This window comes from Massilia sp. X63, from assembly GCF_041023745.1.
Taxonomy (GTDB): Bacteria; Pseudomonadota; Gammaproteobacteria; order Burkholderiales; family Burkholderiaceae_D; genus Telluria.
On record NZ_JBFTEF010000001.1, the window covers coordinates 827,896 to 844,082 of the forward strand.

Annotated in this window: 13 protein-coding genes; 10 read left to right on the forward strand and 3 right to left on the reverse strand. The window is 64.6% G+C overall.

Features of this window, described 5'->3' with window-relative positions:
- Positions 1-42: 42 nt before the first annotated feature.
- From AB3347_RS03905 to AB3347_RS03950, 10 genes are all read left to right on the forward strand, one after another.
- Positions 43-2,841, forward strand: a complete 2,799-nt coding sequence (locus AB3347_RS03905) for a type VI secretion system Vgr family protein (RefSeq protein WP_369090443.1) — start codon at positions 43-45, stop codon at positions 2,839-2,841.
- A 109-nt stretch (positions 2,842-2,950) separates the two neighbouring features.
- The gene (locus tag AB3347_RS03910) at positions 2,951-4,597 is read left to right on the forward strand and encodes an esterase/lipase family protein (protein ID WP_369090444.1); all 1,647 of its coding nucleotides are present in this window, start codon (positions 2,951-2,953) and stop codon (positions 4,595-4,597) included.
- The gene (locus AB3347_RS03915) at positions 4,594-6,324 is read left to right on the forward strand and encodes a T6SS immunity protein Tli4 family protein (protein ID WP_369090445.1); all 1,731 of its coding nucleotides are present in this window, start codon (positions 4,594-4,596) and stop codon (positions 6,322-6,324) included. The genes AB3347_RS03910 and AB3347_RS03915 overlap by 4 nt, the downstream gene beginning before the upstream one ends.
- Before the next feature lie 60 nt (positions 6,325-6,384).
- Positions 6,385-7,131, forward strand: coding sequence for a T6SS immunity protein Tli4 family protein (locus AB3347_RS03920; RefSeq protein WP_369090446.1), 747 nt, complete (start codon positions 6,385-6,387; stop codon positions 7,129-7,131).
- A gap of 8 nt (positions 7,132-7,139) precedes the next feature.
- Entirely contained in the window at positions 7,140-7,298 is a 159-nt protein-coding gene (locus AB3347_RS03925) for a T6SS immunity protein Tli4 family protein (protein WP_369090531.1), read from the forward strand.
- A 153-nt stretch (positions 7,299-7,451) separates the two neighbouring features.
- A complete protein-coding gene (locus AB3347_RS03930) occupies positions 7,452-7,760 on the forward strand; it encodes a PAAR domain-containing protein (RefSeq protein ID WP_369090447.1) in 309 nt (102 codons plus the stop codon).
- Between the two features lie 35 nt (positions 7,761-7,795).
- Positions 7,796-10,153 carry a DNA internalization-related competence protein ComEC/Rec2 gene (locus AB3347_RS03935; RefSeq protein ID WP_369090448.1) on the forward strand — a complete coding sequence of 786 codons (2,358 nt, stop codon included), beginning with the start codon at positions 7,796-7,798 and terminating at the stop codon, positions 10,151-10,153.
- A 136-nt stretch (positions 10,154-10,289) separates the two neighbouring features.
- A complete protein-coding gene (locus AB3347_RS03940) occupies positions 10,290-11,111 on the forward strand; it encodes an alpha/beta fold hydrolase (RefSeq protein WP_369090449.1) in 822 nt (273 codons plus the stop codon).
- Between the two features lie 36 nt (positions 11,112-11,147).
- Positions 11,148-11,714: a dCTP deaminase gene (gene dcd / locus AB3347_RS03945; protein ID WP_369090450.1), complete on the forward strand. Its 567-nt coding sequence runs from the start codon at positions 11,148-11,150 to the stop codon at positions 11,712-11,714.
- A gap of 54 nt (positions 11,715-11,768) precedes the next feature.
- Positions 11,769-12,428, forward strand: a complete 660-nt coding sequence (locus tag AB3347_RS03950) for a cation transporter (RefSeq protein ID WP_369090451.1) — start codon at positions 11,769-11,771, stop codon at positions 12,426-12,428.
- A 107-nt stretch (positions 12,429-12,535) separates the two neighbouring features.
- Here AB3347_RS03950 and AB3347_RS03955 read toward each other — a convergent pair whose 3' ends face one another.
- From AB3347_RS03955 to AB3347_RS03965, 3 genes are all read right to left on the reverse strand, one after another.
- Positions 12,536-14,794, reverse strand: a complete 2,259-nt coding sequence (locus AB3347_RS03955) for an Orn/Lys/Arg decarboxylase N-terminal domain-containing protein (protein WP_369090452.1) — start codon at positions 14,792-14,794, stop codon at positions 12,536-12,538.
- 185 nt (positions 14,795-14,979) lie between these two features.
- On the reverse strand, positions 14,980-15,618 hold the full coding sequence (locus tag AB3347_RS03960) for a DUF4337 domain-containing protein (RefSeq protein WP_369090453.1): 639 nt from the start codon (positions 15,616-15,618) through the stop codon (positions 14,980-14,982).
- Positions 15,619-15,623: 5 nt separating this feature from the next.
- Positions 15,624-16,127: a dihydrofolate reductase gene (locus tag AB3347_RS03965; protein WP_369090454.1), complete on the reverse strand. Its 504-nt coding sequence runs from the start codon at positions 16,125-16,127 to the stop codon at positions 15,624-15,626.
- Positions 16,128-16,187 lie beyond the last annotated feature (60 nt).

Below are 16,187 nucleotides of genomic sequence, written 5' to 3' on the forward strand. Positions count from 1 at the left end.
CACTCTTCGCTGCGAGCGCAGCATTGCTACCTGGGAGAGTGAATGGACAGCGCGAGCGAATTCCTGCAGATGCTACGGCACGAGAAATCGCTGACGACCGCCCACCGGCCGATCCGGCTGCGCCTGGGTCATGCCGACCACCTGGCCGACGAACTGCTGCTGCCGCAGCGCGTGCAGGGCCAGGAATCGGTCTGCGGCGGCTTCGAATACCTGGTCACCTGCGTCGCCGAAACCCCGCGCCTCCCGCTCAAGGAACTCATCGCCGTCCCGGCCGAACTCCAGCTGGTGACCGACCGCGGCCAGCTGCGCAGCATCTGCGGCATCGTGGCCGAGGCGCGTGCCGGCGACCACGACGGCGGCCTGGCCGTCTACCAGCTGGTACTGCGCGACGCCCTGGCGGTGATGGAAAAGCGCATCAACAGCCGCGTGTTCCGCTACCAGAACGAACTCGAGATCGTGCAGGTGCTGTTCGACGAATGGCGCCATTCCAACAGCGTCATGGCGAGCGCCTTCGACTACGAGCTCGACCCGCTGTTCGACATGCGCCTGTATCCGCCGCGCGAGCAGACCATGCAGTACAACGAGTCCGACGCCGCTTTCGTCCGGCGCCTGCTGAAGCGGCGCGGCATCGCCTGGACCTTCCGCCCCGGCCGCGCGCGCGGCGCCGCCGAACAGGAACCGGACGACACGCCGGTGCACACGCTGCTGCTGTTCTCCGACCCCGCATCGCTGCCGCGCAGCGCCGCCGGCACGGTGCGCTACCACCGCATCGATGCCACCGAGGAGCGCGACACGGTCGTCTCCTGGTGCGCCGCGCGCCGCCTCCAGCCGGGCAGCATCACGCGCCACAGCTGGGATTACCGCAACCCCACGGGCACCCAGTTCATGACGACCACCGCGCGCAGCATGGCCGACCAGGGCCGCAACGGCAATGCGTTGGCCGCCACGCTGGACGACTACCTGGTCGAGATGCCGCACGCCGGTAACGACGTCGAAGACCACTGGCGGCTCGGCCAGGTGCGCATGAACCGGCACGAGTTCGACACCAAGTGCTTCCACGGCGAAGGCAGCGTGCGCGACCTGTGCGCCGGCGAATACTTCACCCTGCAAGGCCACCCCGAGATCGACGCCCACCCGGAAGCCGAGCGCGACTTCGTCGTCACCGCGGTCTGGCTGGAAGCCGAGAACAACCTGCCAGCCGACCTGTCGGCGCGGGTGCGCCGCCTGCTGGGCCCCTATGTCCCGGACGGCGCGATGCTGGCGCCGAACGAGCATCCGGTGGGCGGCGACGGCGTGCGCGTCAAGATGCGTTTCGACGCGGTGCGGCGCGGCATCCCGCTGGTGCCCGCCTTCGATCCGCGCATCGACCTCCCGCATCCCCAGCTGCAGAGCGCGATCGTCACCGGCCCGCCGGGCGAAGAAGTGCATTGCGATGCGCTGGGACGGGTCAAGATCCGCTTCCCGGGCATGCGCACGGCCGATCACAAGCATGCGCACGGCGCCGGGGCGTCCAACACGCCGGCCGACTCGGCATGGGTGCGGGTAGCGTCCAACTGGGCCGGCGCCGGCCCCGGCGCCAACCAGCAGTGCGGCACGCTGTCGCTGCTGCGCGTCGGCAGCGAAGTCCTGGTGGCCTTCCTGGGCGGCGACCCGGACCGGCCGGTTGTCCTGTCGCAGGTGTTCAACCAGCGCGGCGAGCCGCCGGCGCTGAGCACTGCCGGCGGCCTGCCCGGGAACCGCTACCTGTCCGGCACCCGCACCCGCGAGATCAACGGCGTGCGCGGCAACCAGCTGCGCTTCGACGACACCCGCGGCGAGATCAGCGCCCAGCTGGCGAGCGACCACGGCGCCGCCCAGCTGAACCTCGGCTGGCTGACCCAGCCGAAGGCGAATGGCACGGCCGAACCGCGCGGCGAAGGCGCCGAGCTGCGCAGCGACCATACCGTGGCGATCCGCGGCAAGGACGGCGTGCTCGTGAGCGCCGAGGCGGCGCCGGCGGCCGGGAGCGCGCACCTGGCGCGCGCCGGCCTCGTCGGCCTGGCCGAACTGATGCAGAGCATCGCGGACGAGGTCGCCAAACTGGCCGAACAGCACACCGAGGACGAGCCGAGCGGCAAGCAGCTGGCCGAGCTGTCGGACAAGCTGCGGCGCTGGGACCAGGGCACCAACGTCGCCGCCGGCGACAAGGGCGGCGAGCCGATCGTCGCCGTCACCGCGCCGGCCGGCATCGTCCTGGCCAGCCAGGATAACGTGGCGCTCGGTTCCGAGAGCCAGCTCGACGTGGTGAGCGGCGGCGACGTGCGCACCTCTGCGGGCAAGAACATCTTCCTGCGCGCGGCGCGCGGGATCAGCGCCTTCGCCCAGGCGCGCGGCATCAAGCTCGTCGCGGGCAGGGGGAACGTGCTGCTGGAAGCCCACCAGGGCGCGGTCGAGGTCAAGTCGTCGGGGAAGATCAGCCTGATATCGGCGGAAGCGATCCATATCGAAGCGCCAGTGGTGCGGATTATTTCGCAGGGGACGCAAACCGAATGGGGGGCGGGCACGATCGTGCAGCAAAGTTCCGGAACGCACACGCTCAAGGCGAGCAGTGTCCTCCGGGGCGGTCCCGGCGGTGGCGATCCGACCAGACCCGACTCCGCGAAAACCACTTTAAAGACCAATGAACGTCTTGTCCTGCGCCATCTCCAAACGCGGGAGCCAATTCCATTCCAAAATTACATTGCCCACCTGAGTGATGGCAGAACGATCGAGGGCGTTAGCGACGACCAGGGTCGTACTGCGCTCGTGCTGAGCGACACGCTGGGGCCGGTGCGATTCGAACTTCTTCCGTCTTCCAATTAATAAGCTGTCGGGAACCGTCATGCGTGAACCGACCAGGCCATTGCCGTCGCTCGTCCCCCTGCCGCACGGCGGTTGGGAGGTAAATTCTTATATGTCCTCCGCGGAGTATATGATCCGTGGCCTCGGGCTCATCCCTCCCAACTCAGTCCTTCCCGTCATTGTCGTGCCCGGCATTATGGGTACAAATCTGCGTGCCAAACTCAAACCGCGTTTGGGAAGACAGAGTGACGAACGCAACGCGAGCTTGTCTCCAGGTGCGATTGCATGGCGCCCACCGAACGACATCCCCTCGGCAGTGCGCGAGGCAAAAAATTGGGACATGCTGTCGCCGCGGGATCGTCAAAAATTGTTCGACCGCGCTTCGTTAGAAGTTGATGACCGCGGGCCGGTGGTCGTCCCGGAAAGTGAAGATGGCTACCTGCTCACTGAAGCCGATCTGCGTGCTCGTGGCTGGGGAGAGGTTCATGCCGGCTCGTACAGTCTGTTGTTGTCTGTGCTGCAAACCCAGCTGAACCAGACATTCGAAACGGATGAAAAGACGAACCGCCGTTTGGTCAAATCGCACTGGAAGGAGGCCATGCGGTACGACCCGCGCAAATGGGGCATTCGCGAAATGTCGCCACTGACCGTTGCACATTTGGAGAAACACGCGAAGCAATATTACCCAGTGTACTGCTTCGGATATAACTGGCTGGACGACTGTGAAACCTCGTCCAAGTTGCTGGAAAAGCGCATCACAGAAATTATCGACTCATGGCGCAAATCGAAGCGACAGTGCGAGAAAGTTATCCTTGTGACACATTCAATGGGCGGGCTAGTTGCAAGAGCGTGCGCGAAGCGAATTCCTGAAAAGATTGCTGGGGTGATTCATGGTGTGATGCCGACGTATGGAGCGCCAGTGGCTTACCGCAGGATTGCATGTGGGACTGAGGCATTCAGCCCAAGCAATGGTGTGCTCGAAGACGTAACTGGCTACTTTACTGCGAAGGTCCTTGGTGGCTCGACTGAGAACACAACCCCTGTGCTAGCTACTTCTCCTGGACCACTCGAACTGCTTCCAAACCAGCTATATCCTGGACCATGGCTTCACGTTCGTGTCGTTAAGGTGAGTGGTCCGGAGCTTCCCCCAAATCATGAAGCGAGAGGACTGATCAAGCCGCATGAGGAGGTGGCGACCGATTACCTGAAATTGCCTAGTCCCATTGCGCCGAATCCGTACGACCTGTACCGTAATATGCGGCGCTGGTACCGACTTATCGACCCGCGCCTAGCTGATCCTGCGAAGAAATATCCGAGCCAGAACTTAGCGCTCAAAGCGATCACGGATGCGATCAGCACGGCAGAGAAATTCCACCGATCTCTCGGGGATTACTATCACCCAAACACCTATGCCTTCTACGGTGACGACCGCAACAAACTGTCCTTTGGGCAGGTACGCTGGACCGCCCGGCAATGGGGCAATTCCGCCACGGCGCTTACCACGTCGAACATTTCTACCGCTCAAATACTTGATCAGCCTTTTGGTAAAAGCCGACGGGTGTTGCTCGAGGGTAAGACAGCGTTGCGCTTTGAAGCTGATGTGCAAGACACACGTGGTGACGGAACTGTGCCACATCAGTCAGGCGCAGGACCTGCCGGAAAGGTCAAACAGGTATTTGCAGTACAGGGATTCGATCACCAGGAGTCGTATAAGAATAACGACATACTTATGTTGACGCTTCGCCTGATCGCGAAGATCGTCCAGGAGATGTCGTGAGGCGCCTGTTTCGGACCGGGCTGGCAGTCATGCTGGCCGGGGTTGTTATCGCGGGTTTGGCGAGAACCTGGCACACAGGCGCCAAACAGGACAAGCATGAGGTGGCGCGAATGACCGAAAAAATGAAAACCGTTTGTGTCGGTAGGTTCTTGCTTGATGTACCGGCAGAGACACATTATGAATTCCACCGGCCTCGTGTAGGCGGATTCGATATTGCCGTCTTCGACGAGACCGAGGATGAGTTTCAGAAAAGAGTTATGGCGCGTAAGACGCAGTTGGAAGCCACTCCTGACAGACCCGGAGGGCTTAAAAATCTGGAATCGGTGAGCGACGTGCAGAACGACTACGGAGTGAAGGGTCAGGTTTTTGTCCACAACAGGGATATAAGCGAGGGGCAGTCCTCCGACGGCCTGACGGTGGAGCGCTATCGTTACGAAAGTGTCTCAGTTGAGGCGCTGGTTCATGGCAATGGAATTAGCGTTGACTTGTCTGCGCCCAGTTATGACCCGGAAACCATTGGCAAGCTTGCGAAGTTGATCGCGCAGTTGGTTCCAAATCCGGGCAACCGCATCCCGTCCGGCCCAGGATTTTGCATCGACCGCGCCTACTTTCGTGACCCACTGGGCGCGGAACAACGCGAAGAAGTCATGTTGGCAGCCTGGCTTCCAAATCGTCCGGATGTCGTTTTTAAAGTGATGTTGGCGGCCGGTACCGAGCCTGATCGGCAAGGGCTCCTCGAACGAGGAGCTGATTCGGATACACGACTCGGCGTCGACGAGAAAGCGCGCGTGTCGCGATTGCGAGCTGACAAGCGAACAATCGATGGAATCGAGGGAGAGGAACTGGTCGAGCGCTTCGTCGAGAATAACGATGCTTTCGTGTACAGCTTTTGGTGGGAAGTGAATGGAACGGAGAACAATGTGTTTATTCCACACATTGTATTCAAAATGGATACCGGGCATAGCGAGCGCGGGCCGGTCCCTTCGTCACTATCCGAGAGCGCAGCAACCTGTCTTTGGGATACCGTTCTTTCCAGTCTCCGCCTACGCCCAACGGAACGCATGGCAGTTCAGCCGGTTAGTGTGTCAGGAATTTCTATTGGAACCCAAGCGCTTGCAGGAGATTCGTGTCCGGAGAGCGGTTGGTGGGAATGCACGGATGGGAGCAAGGAGATTGGGGTCATGGGCGGACGTCGGCAATACTTTAAGAAAGGAGAGCCTATGCCTCAGGCGCTGTTGCTGCCTCCTCAAAGCTTGTGGGATAAAGTTCGAGGTCTTCAACCCAACTTCGAGTCGAAAACTCCGACGTCCTGGAAATTGGTCGACCACCGAACCCGCAAAAGGCAGTCACCGCAGTTGCCGCTGGCAAAGGCATCCGCATCAATCGGGACAACGGTGTCGATTGCCATGTCCGACGACGTTGGTCGAAACGGTCCAGCGGTTGGCAGCTTCTCCTCGACCGGTGTTCCATGTCCAGTTAGCGGCTGGTGGCGTTGTGAAGAATCGGCTGCTCTCGATGGCACACGCTGGTTCGCCCAGGGTAGCGTGCTTCCGCCTGCCACTTTCAGTGTTGCGCCACGAATTTTTGGTCACGCCTCGGGCGCACCGCAAGCAATCCAGCGTCGCAGTGCATGGCGCTTAATGCGGCTTGCAGATTCACCGGGTGGAACAGAACATGAGACTGCCGGCGCAGCCCTTGGCGTGTTGCCGCCAGACCGCGAGGTATAGAGTCCATTTCGGGATCGCTTGCGCAGTCGGCGCTCTTGGTCGAACTTGCCTGGAGGCGAAATGCAAGGTGTATTGCGTGTCGGACTTGCCCTTGTGCTAGCGGTGACGGTGATCGCCGTTATAGCAAATACCTGGGGACAGAGTACTGAGCAGGACAAGCAGCTGGTGGCACAGTTCACCAACAGAATGAAAACTGTATGCGTTGGTAGGTTCTTGATCGATCTGCCGGCGGAAGCGCAGCTTGACATCGTCGGCGCCCGATTCGGTGGCTTCGACGTCGCGGCTTTTCATGAGACTAAGGAAGAATTCCAGAAACGCCTTGCCGAGCGCCAGAACCAGATTGCCACCGCGTCTGATCGGTTTGGGACAAACAGAAACCTGGAATCGGCAAGCGTTGTGACCGGCATCAATGGTCTGGTCGGTAAAATGTTCGTGCACAGTCGGACCGTCACTGAAGGCACCGCAACGAATGGTCTAGAGCTGGAACACTATCGCTACGAAGGCGTGGCCGTTGAGGCACTTGTTCACGGCGATGGCGTAAGTATTGACCTGGTTGCCAGCAATTACGACCCTAAAAAAATTAAAAACCTGTCCAAGCTTGTCGCCCAACTCGTCCCAAACCCTGACAACGAGAAACCTTCGGAGCCTGGGTACTGTGTTGATCTTGCCTATTTCCGTGATCCGTTGAGTGCGGAACTACGCGAACAGATTACGATGTTCGCCAAGCTGCCAAGCCACCCGGATGTTGGCTTTACGCTCAGTCTTCTTGCAGGGCTAAAAGCTGACGGTCAAGGGCTTCTAACTTGATGTTCAAGATGGACACGGGTAGGGGCGATGGCCGCGCGATACCATCCTCACTGTCGGATACCGCCGCGCTCGCCCTATGGGACAAGACGTTGACAAGTATTCGCGTGCGATCAACGGTACAGCCCACGCCCAAGGCGTCCAATCCAGCACTAGTGCCGACGCTATAGCTTTCGCCCAAAAATACGTGACTACAGCTATCTTGGTCCATCCGCCACGCCGCGCTCTTTGACAACGCCGCAGTGCTACCTCCGCCTGCGCTGCCTCAATACCAAGCACCCCAGCTCAGCTACATTCCAGCTTTCCCCGGAAGGAGAGCACGCGTGACCCACCAGCGCTACTACATCCGCGACGGCGCCACGACCAGCGCCGACGGCATCGTCAGGGCATCCGGCAGCTTCGCAAGTCTGGACGGCCGGGCCCTGGCTCGGGAAGGCGACCGGGTGGATTACCCCGCGTGCGGCGAGCAGGGCGCCACCCCATGCGTTCGGGCGCGCCTTGCCGACCGGTCCGAAGGCAAGGAATGCGCGCCCAGCGATGAGCCCTGCCTCTGCACCTGTTCGCCGCCACCCACGCTCCTCGCCGCCCGGTTCAGCTTTGTCCAGAGCCTCGCCGAGCCAAGCCCCGCGTAGTCGACTCTCCGCCAAACACCACGTGCCGCCGGCCCATGCGCTGCGCCATCCTCGCATTCCTCGCCGGGATCTGCTGGCTGCAAACGCGCGCAGCCTTGCCGGCGCCGCGCGAGCTGGCTTGTGCCCTGGCCGTCGCGCTCCTGCTGTGCGCGCTGCGCAGGCGCCTCGCGGTCCTGCTGGCCGCCGCCCTGCTCGGCGCAGCGTGGGCGGCCTGGAGCGCACACGGCGTAGTGGCCGATGCACTGCCGCCTGAACAGGAAGGCCGCGACGTCGCCATCGTCGGCACGGTCGACAGCCTGCCGCACGAGTTCGAAGGCGGCACGCGCTTCAACGTCCGCGTCGAACGCACGCTCACGCCCGGCGCCGTCGTCCCGCGGCGCATCGCCGTCTCCTGGTACGGCGACGCCGGGAACGGAAACCGGATCGAGGAAGGGGTGCAGCCCGGCGAGCGCTGGCAACTCGTCGTGCGCCTGCAGCGCCCGCACGGCAATGCCAACCCCTGCGGCTTCGACTACGAGGCCTGGCTGCTGGAGCAGGGCGTGCGCGCCACCGGCTACGTGCGGCCCGCCGGCGCACGCAACGTCCGGCTCGACGCCTTCGTGCCGCGCCTCGGCCACGCGGTCGAACGCGCGCGGGCCGCCTTGCGCCGCCATATCCTCGCGCAGCTCGAAGGCAAGCGCTATGCCGGCGTGATCGTCGCGCTGGTGATCGGCGACCAGCGCGGCATTCCGCAATCGGACTGGGACGTGTTCAGCCGTACCGGCATCAGCCACCTGGTCTCGATCTCCGGCCTGCACATCACCATGCTCGCCGGCCTGGCCGCCTGGGCCATCTCCTTCCTGTGGCGCCGCTCCGTTTTTCTGGAGGGCGCGGCCTTGCCGCTCAGGCTGCCGGCGCAGAAGGCGGCGGCGCTCGGCGGCGCGCTGGTGGCCCTGCTGTACGTGCTGCTGGCCGGCTTCGGCGTGCCGGCCCAGCGCACCTTCTACATGCTGGCGGTGGTGGCGGCCGCCCTCTGGTGCGGCCGGGTGGTGGCGCTGTCGCACGTGCTGTGCCTGGCGCTGCTGCTGGTGGTGCTGGTCGATCCCTGGGCCGTGCTGGGCGCCGGCTTCTGGCTGTCCTTCGGCGCGGTGGCGGTGATCCTGTATGCGAACCTGGGGCGCACGCAAGAGCACAGCGGCTGGCGCCGCACGCTGGCCGCGGCGGTCCATACCCAGTATGCGGTGACGGTCGGCCTGGTGCCGCTGACGCTGCTGCTGTTCTCCCAGGTGTCGCTGGCCAGCCCGCTGGCGAATGCGGTGGCGATCCCGGTGGTGAGCCTGCTGGTCACGCCGCTGGCCTTGCTGGGCGCCCTGCTGCCGGCGCCGCTGGCCGGATGGGTGCTGGGCCTGGCCCACCTGGGCATCGAGTTGCTGGCCGGCGGCTTGCAGCTGCTTGCCGCGAGTGCGCTGGCGGTGGTGCAGGCGCCGGCGCCGCAAGCCTGGACCTTCGCGCTGGCCCTGGCCGGCACGGCCTGGATGCTGGCGCCGCGCGGCTGGCCGCATCGCTGGGCCGGGCTGGCGGCGTGGGCGCCGATGCTGACCCAGTTGCCGAGCGCGCCCGCGGCCGGCAGCTTCACCGTCACCGCTTTCGACGTCGGGCAGGGCATGGCCCTGCTGGTCGAGACCGCGCACCACCGGCTGCTCTACGACGCCGGGCCGCAGTACGGGCCGGGTGCGGACGCGGCAGGGCGCATCCTGTTGCCCTACCTGCGCGGGCGCGGCATTGGCGGGCTGGATGGGCTGGTGGTCTCGCACAGCGACACCGACCATGCCGGTGGGGCCCGCGCCCTGCTCGGCGGGGTCGCGGTCGGGCAGCTGCTTTCCTCGCTGCCCGGCGGCCATCCGGCGCTGCGCGCCGCGCGCCGCCATGCGCGCTGCGCGGCAGGGCAGGCCTGGGACTGGGACGGGGTGCGCTTCGAGATGCTCGGCCCGGCGCAGCAGTCGTATGCGGAGCCGGGCCTGAAGGCCAACGCACGCAGCTGCGTGCTGCGCGTGAGCGCGGCCGGACGGGCAATGCTGCTGGCCGCCGACATCGAGGCCGCCCAGGAAGCCCAACTGCTGGAACGGGCGCCGGGCCGGCTGCGCGCCGACGTCCTGCTGGCGCCGCACCACGGCAGCGGCACGTCGTCGACGTCCGCCTTCCTGGCGGCGGTCGAGCCCACGGTGGGCATCTTCCAGGTGGGCTACCGCAACCGCTACCGCCACCCCAAGCAGGAGGTCTATGCGCGCTACGGCAGCCTGGGCATCCGGCGCCTGCGTACCGACGAGGAGGGCGCGGTCACGCTGCGCTTCGGCGCGGCGTTGGCGGTGTCGACCTACCGCAGCGAACAGCCGCGCTACTGGCACGGGCGCTAGCCCCCTGGTCCTGGCGCGATGGATGGGGCACCAGCCGATTTCGTCAGGCCATTGGTGTAGGCATTCCCCTCTAATCGCGGCGCATGGGCCTGCGCTTTCATTACAATGGGCCCTTGTCATTCACGCCATTGCGCCCATGAGCAAACCGCTGTTGCACTTCTCCCACGGGAACAGTTATCCCGGCGGCACCTACCGGCGCCTGCTGCAGGCCCTGGGCGAGCACTACGAGGTGCGCGCCCACGATATGTATGGACACGATCCGCGCTTTCCGGTGGCCGACGGCTGGCAACAGCTGGTCGAGGAGCTGATCCACCACCTCGAGCAGTACGCGCAGCCGCCGATCCTGGTCGGGCACTCGCTCGGCGGCATGCTGAGCATGATGGCGGCCAAGGAGCGGCCCGATCTGGCGCGCTGCGTGGTGATGCTCGATTCGCCGGTGGTGGCCGGCTGGCGCGCTTTCCTGTGGAAACTGGTGAAGCGGCGTGGCCTGGGCTCGCGCTTTTCGCCGGCCAGGTTCTCGGAGCGGCGCCGCAACGTGTGGCCGGACCGCGCCGCGGCCTACCGGCATTTCATCGCCAAGCCGATGTTCCAGGCCTGGGCGCCGGGTGCGCTCGACGATTACCTCGAGCATGGCTTGATCCCCCATCCGGAGGGCGTGCAGCTGCGCTTCGAGCGCGAGATCGAGACCCGCATCTACAATACGCTGCCGCACCACATGGGGGCGATCCTGCGCGCGCCGTATCCGCTGCCGATCGGCTTCATCGCCGGCACCACCTCGGAAGAGCTGCGCCAGGCCGGCCTGGACGCGACGCGCAGGCTGGTCGGCGAGCACCTGGTGATGATCGAGGGCGGCCATTTGTACCCGCTGGAAAAGCCCGAGGAGACCGCGCGCCTGACCCATGCCATGATCGAGCAGCTGCTGCCCGGTATCGAGACGGTGCCAGCGGCCAGCGTTTAGCGTAAAATCGCGGGATTGATTTTTTGGAATCCACCGATGGCTATCAAGAGCGACAAATGGATCCGCCGCATGGCGGAGCAGCACGGCATGATCGAACCCTTCGCACCGGGACAGGTGCGCGAGGCGGACGGACGCAGGATCATTTCCTACGGTACCTCGTCGTACGGCTACGATATTCGCTGCGCCGACGAGTTCAAGGTGTTCACCAACATCAACAGCACCATCGTCGATCCGAAGAACTTCGATTCGAACTCCTTCGTGGACGTGAAGAGCGATGTCTGCATCATCCCGCCGAACTCGTTCGCGCTGGCCCGCACCATCGAATACTTCCGCATTCCGCGCAACGTGCTCACCGTCTGCCTCGGCAAGTCGACCTATGCGCGCTGCGGCATCATCGTCAACGTCACCCCGTTCGAGCCGGAATGGGAAGGCTACGTGACCCTGGAGTTCTCCAACACCACGCCGCTGCCGGCCAAGATCTACGCCGGCGAAGGCTGCGCCCAGGTGCTGTTCTTCGAATCCGACGAAGTCTGCGAGACCTCGTACAAGGACCGCGGCGGCAAGTACCAGGGCCAGGTCGGCGTCACGCTGCCGAAAACCTGATACAGTTTTTCGTGCTAGCCTGTCAAAACTGAATCATGTTGATGGGTCACTCTCATGTCTGACTGCTGCAGCGGCGGCTGCTCCTCCGGCAAGCCGCCCGTCGATCCGCGCTACCGGCGCATCCTCTGGATCGCACTCTGGGTCAATGCGCTGATGTTCGGCGTCGAGATCGTCGGCGGCTGGGCCGCGGGCTCGGTCTCGCTGCTGGCCGACGCGGTCGACTTCCTCGGCGACGCCGCCAACTACGGCATTTCCCTGTTCGTACTGGCGCTGGCGCCGGTGTGGCGCTCGCGCACCGCGCTCATCAAGGGCGCGACCATGGGCGGCTACGGGGTATTCGTGCTGGGCAGCGCCTTCTGGCACCTGCGCACCGGCACCGTGCCGGAAGCCCATACCATGGGCTGGATCGGCGCCGCGGCCCTGGCCGCCAACTGCTTCGTCGCGCTGCTCCTGTACGCCTACCGCAACGGCGACGCCAACATGCGTTCGGTGTGGCTGTGCACGCGCAACGACGCGATCGGCAACGTGGCCGTGATGATCGCGGCGTTCGGCGTGTTCGAGACCGGCAGCGGCTTGCCCGACCTGCTGGTGGCCACCGTGATGGGCCTGCTGGGCGTCACGGCCGCGTATTCCGTCATCACCCATGCGCGGCGCGAGCTGCGCGAGGCGGCGGCGCCCGCGCCGCTGGCGCCGGTCGAACTCAAGCGCCGCTGACCTGCGGGTCCGGCGCACCGGATCGCACCCGAAACAAGCCGGACATCGACAGGATACGGACGTAAAAAAAGGGGCTTGCGCCCCTTTTTTGCGGCCGGATGGTCCGCTTACGCGTCCTGCCTCACGCAATCCACGAAGTAACCACGCTTGCCGTCGACCTCGCGCTTGACCAGGCCGTGCACGTCGGTCTCGAAGCCCGGGAAGCGCTCGTTGAAGTCGCGTGCGAAGCGCAGGTAGTCGACGATGGTCTTGTTGAAGCGCTCGCCAGGGATCAGGAGCGGGATGCCCGGCGGGTAAGGCGTCAAGAGGATCGCGGTGATGCGGCCTTCCAGCTCGTCGATGGCGACGCGCTCGATCTGGCGGTGCGCCATCTTGGCGAAGGCGTCCGACGGCTTCATGGCAGGGACCATGTCCGACAGGTACATCTCGGTGGTCAGGCGCGCCACGTCGTACTGCTTGTAGAAGCGGTGGATCTCGGTGCACAGGTCGCGTAGGCCGCGGTCCTCGTAGCGCGGGTTGGCCGAGGCGAACTGCGGCATCACCTGCCACATCGGCTTGTTGCGGTCGTAGTCGTCCTTGAACTGCTGCAGCGCCGTCACCAGGGTGTTCCAGCGGCCCTTGGTGATGCCGATCGTGAACATGATGAAGAAGGAGTACAGGCCGCACTTCTCGATGATGACGCCGTGCTCGGCCAGGTACTTGGTCACGATCGAGGCCGGGATGCCGGTCTCCCCGAACTGGCCGTCGAGCGACAGGCCCGGGGTCACGATGGTCGACTTGATCGGGTCGAGCATGTTGAAACCCGGCGCCAGCTTGCCGAAGCCGTGCCAGTCGTCCTCGGCGTGGATCATCCAGTCCTTCTGCTCGCCGATGCCTTCTTCCGACTGCACGTCCGGGCCCCACACCTTGAACCACCAGTCGTCGCCGAATTCGGCGTCGACCTTCTTCATGGCGCGGCGGAAGTCCAGCGCTTCCAGGATCGATTCCTCGACCAGCGCGGTGCCGCCCGGCGCTTCCATCATGGCGGCGGCGACGTCGCAGGAGGCGATGATCGAGTACTGCGGCGAGGTCGAGGTGTGCATCAGGTAGGCCTCGTTGAAGGCGTCCTGGTCCAGCTTGACGGTCTCGGATTCGCGCACTAGCACCTGCGAGGCCTGCGACAGGCCGGCCAGCAACTTGTGGGTCGACTGGGTCGAGAAGATCATGGACTGCTTGGCGCGCGGGCGGTTCTCGCCGATCGCGTGCATGTTCTGGTAGAAGCTGTGGAAGGCGGCGTGCGGCAGCCAGGCTTCGTCGAAGTGCAGGGTGTCGATCTTCCCGTCCAGCATTTCGCGCAGGGTCTCGACGTTGTACACCACGCCGTCGTAGGTCGACTGGGTGATGGTCAGGATGCGCGGCTTCTTGTTGACGGCCTCGCGCGCGAACGGATTGGCTTCGATCTTCCGGGCGATCGATTCGGGGGTGAACTCTTCGAGCGGGATCGGGCCGATGATGCCGAGGTTGTTCCGGGTCGGCATCAGGAACACCGGGATCGCGCCGCACATGATGATCGAGTGCAGGATCGACTTGTGGCAGTTACGGTCGACCACCACGATGTCGCCCGGCGCGACCGTGCTGTGCCAGACCATCTTGTTCGAGGTCGAGGTGCCGTTGGTCACGAAGTAGCAGTGGTCGGCGTTGTAGATGCGGGCGGCGTTGCGCTCGGACTTGGCCACCGGGCCGGTGTGGTCGAGCAGCTGGCCGAGTTCCTCGACCGCGTTGCAGACGTCGGCGCGCAGCATGTTCTCGCCGAAGAACTGGTGGAACATCTGGCCGATCGGCGACTTCAGGAAGGCCACGCCGCCCGAGTGCCCCGGGCAGTGCCACGAATAGGAACCGTCGTAGGCGTAGTTGACCAGCGCGCGGAAGAAGGGCGGCGCCAGGCTGTCCAGGTAGGCCTTGGCCTCGCGGATGATGTGGCGCGCCACGAATTCCGGGGTGTCCTCGAACATGTGGATGAAGCCGTGCAGCTCCTTCAGGATGTCGTTCGGGATGTGGCGGCTGGTGCGGGTCTCGCCGTAGATGTAGATCGGGATGTTCGCGTTCTTGTGGCGGATCTCCTTGACGAAGGCGCGCAGGCCGGTCAGCGCGAAATCGGTTTCCTCGGCCGAGCCGCCGCCGAATTCTTCGTCGTCGATGGAAAGGACGAAGGCGGATGCGCGCGACTGCTGCTGGGCGAACTGGGACAGGTCGCCGTAGCTGGTCAGGCCGAGCACCTCCATGCCTTCCTGCTCCATCGCGGCCGCAAGGGCGCGAATGCCGAGACCGGAGGTGTTCTCGGAACGGAAGTCCTCGTCAATGATGACGATGGGGAAACGAAATTTCATGGACAGCTCCAAAGCGAAGCGCCGTGGAAGCGCCAAGCCCGGATGGGCTTGTACGCCGGCCACGGCACCGGGAAAAAGAGGAAACGGATTTTCGCAGAAATCAGGCGCGCCGGTGCAATTTTTTTGCAACCTAGTCTACTAGCCTGCTTGCAAGCGTAACCATTGCGGGCATTCCTTGTCGCACTCTAGCTGGCCAGGCGGCGCCCGAGGCGCCGGAACGCCTCGGTGAGGGCCGCGGCGCCCACCGCCGCCGCCAGCGGGCCGGCCGAGAACGGCATCGGATCGGCCTGGATTGCGGCAAAGAAGGCCAGCGTAATGCCGAACGCGGCCACGGCGCTCGTCAGGGTCAGCAGCCAGGTGCGGCGCGCCAGCAGGGTGATGGCGGCCAGCGAAATTGCGATCTGCTGGGCGACCGAGGCCGCGGCCCACTGGCGATGCCGGTGCAGCTCCTTCTCGGACAGGGTGTTCCACGCGGCGGAGGCCGCCTCGAAGCGCTCGGCTTCCTTGCGGATGGCGTCCTTCTCGATGCCGTAGCGCCGCATCTCTTCGCGGTAATGGTCCTGGTTCACGCCCGGCATGGTGGCGGCGAGTTCGGCCAGGTTCTGGCGACTGGCCTTGGCCTGGTAGTGGCCCCAGGCATTCGCGGCGCTGGTCTTGTCGATCGCCGCGTTGCTCTTGTAGAGCGCGGCGTTGTTGTGGGAGGCGCTGCCGATGAAGCCGAACATGGTCCCAAGGGTGGCGAGGAGGGCGATGAGTACCGCCACCTTGCCGGCAAAGCCGTCACCACCCCGCGTGCCCGGGGTGCGAGTTGCCTGGTCGCTCATGTCGGTCAAGGCTCCTTGCGGGTGTAGGTGACGTAGGCGTAGCCGAAACCGTTTGCTTCGGAACGGTGCGTCTCGCGCGCCGTTTCCTGCCACAGGGCCGGGTCGATCGGCGGGAAGAAGGTATCGCAGCGGAACACGTGGTCGATTTCGGTCACGATCATGCAGTCGGCAAATTGCACCGCTTCCGCGAAGATCTGGGCGCCGCCGATGATGCTGGCCGGCTCGCCCTGCAAGAGCCCGATGGCGGCCTGCAGCGAGGTCGCCGTGTCGACGCCCTCGTGCGACCAGTCCGGGTTGCGGGTGACCACGATGTTGCGGCGCTTCGGCAGGGGGCGGCCGATCGAGTCGAAGGTCTTGCGCCCCATGATGATCGGCTTGCCGAGGGTCACGCGCTTGAAGTGGGCCAGGTCTTCCGGCAGGTGCCAGGGCAACTGGTTGTCGATGCCGATGCCGCGCTGGGCGTCGACCGCCACCACCAGGGTGAGGCGCGGCGCCGCATCGAGGCTCACGCGGCCACCTGCACGAATCGGGATGGGGTGGCTGGGCTGCTCATGCTTGTTACCGTCCTC

Coding starts and splice junctions, on each gene's coding strand:
- AB3347_RS03905 (WP_369090443.1), top strand. CDS start 43: ATGGACAGCGCGAGCGAATTCCTGCAGATGCTACGGCACGAGAAATCG.
- AB3347_RS03910 (WP_369090444.1), top strand. CDS start 2,951: ATGATCCGTGGCCTCGGGCTCATCCCTCCCAACTCAGTCCTTCCCGTC.
- AB3347_RS03920 (WP_369090446.1), top strand. CDS start 6,385: ATGCAAGGTGTATTGCGTGTCGGACTTGCCCTTGTGCTAGCGGTGACG.
- AB3347_RS03925 (WP_369090531.1), top strand. CDS start 7,140: ATGGACACGGGTAGGGGCGATGGCCGCGCGATACCATCCTCACTGTCG.
- AB3347_RS03935 (WP_369090448.1), top strand. CDS start 7,796: ATGCGCTGCGCCATCCTCGCATTCCTCGCCGGGATCTGCTGGCTGCAA.
- AB3347_RS03940 (WP_369090449.1), top strand. CDS start 10,290: ATGAGCAAACCGCTGTTGCACTTCTCCCACGGGAACAGTTATCCCGGC.
- dcd (WP_369090450.1), top strand. CDS start 11,148: ATGGCTATCAAGAGCGACAAATGGATCCGCCGCATGGCGGAGCAGCAC.
- AB3347_RS03950 (WP_369090451.1), top strand. CDS start 11,769: ATGTCTGACTGCTGCAGCGGCGGCTGCTCCTCCGGCAAGCCGCCCGTC.
- AB3347_RS03955 (WP_369090452.1), bottom strand. CDS start 14,794: ATGAAATTTCGTTTCCCCATCGTCATCATTGACGAGGACTTCCGTTCC.
- AB3347_RS03960 (WP_369090453.1), bottom strand. CDS start 15,618: ATGAGCGACCAGGCAACTCGCACCCCGGGCACGCGGGGTGGTGACGGC.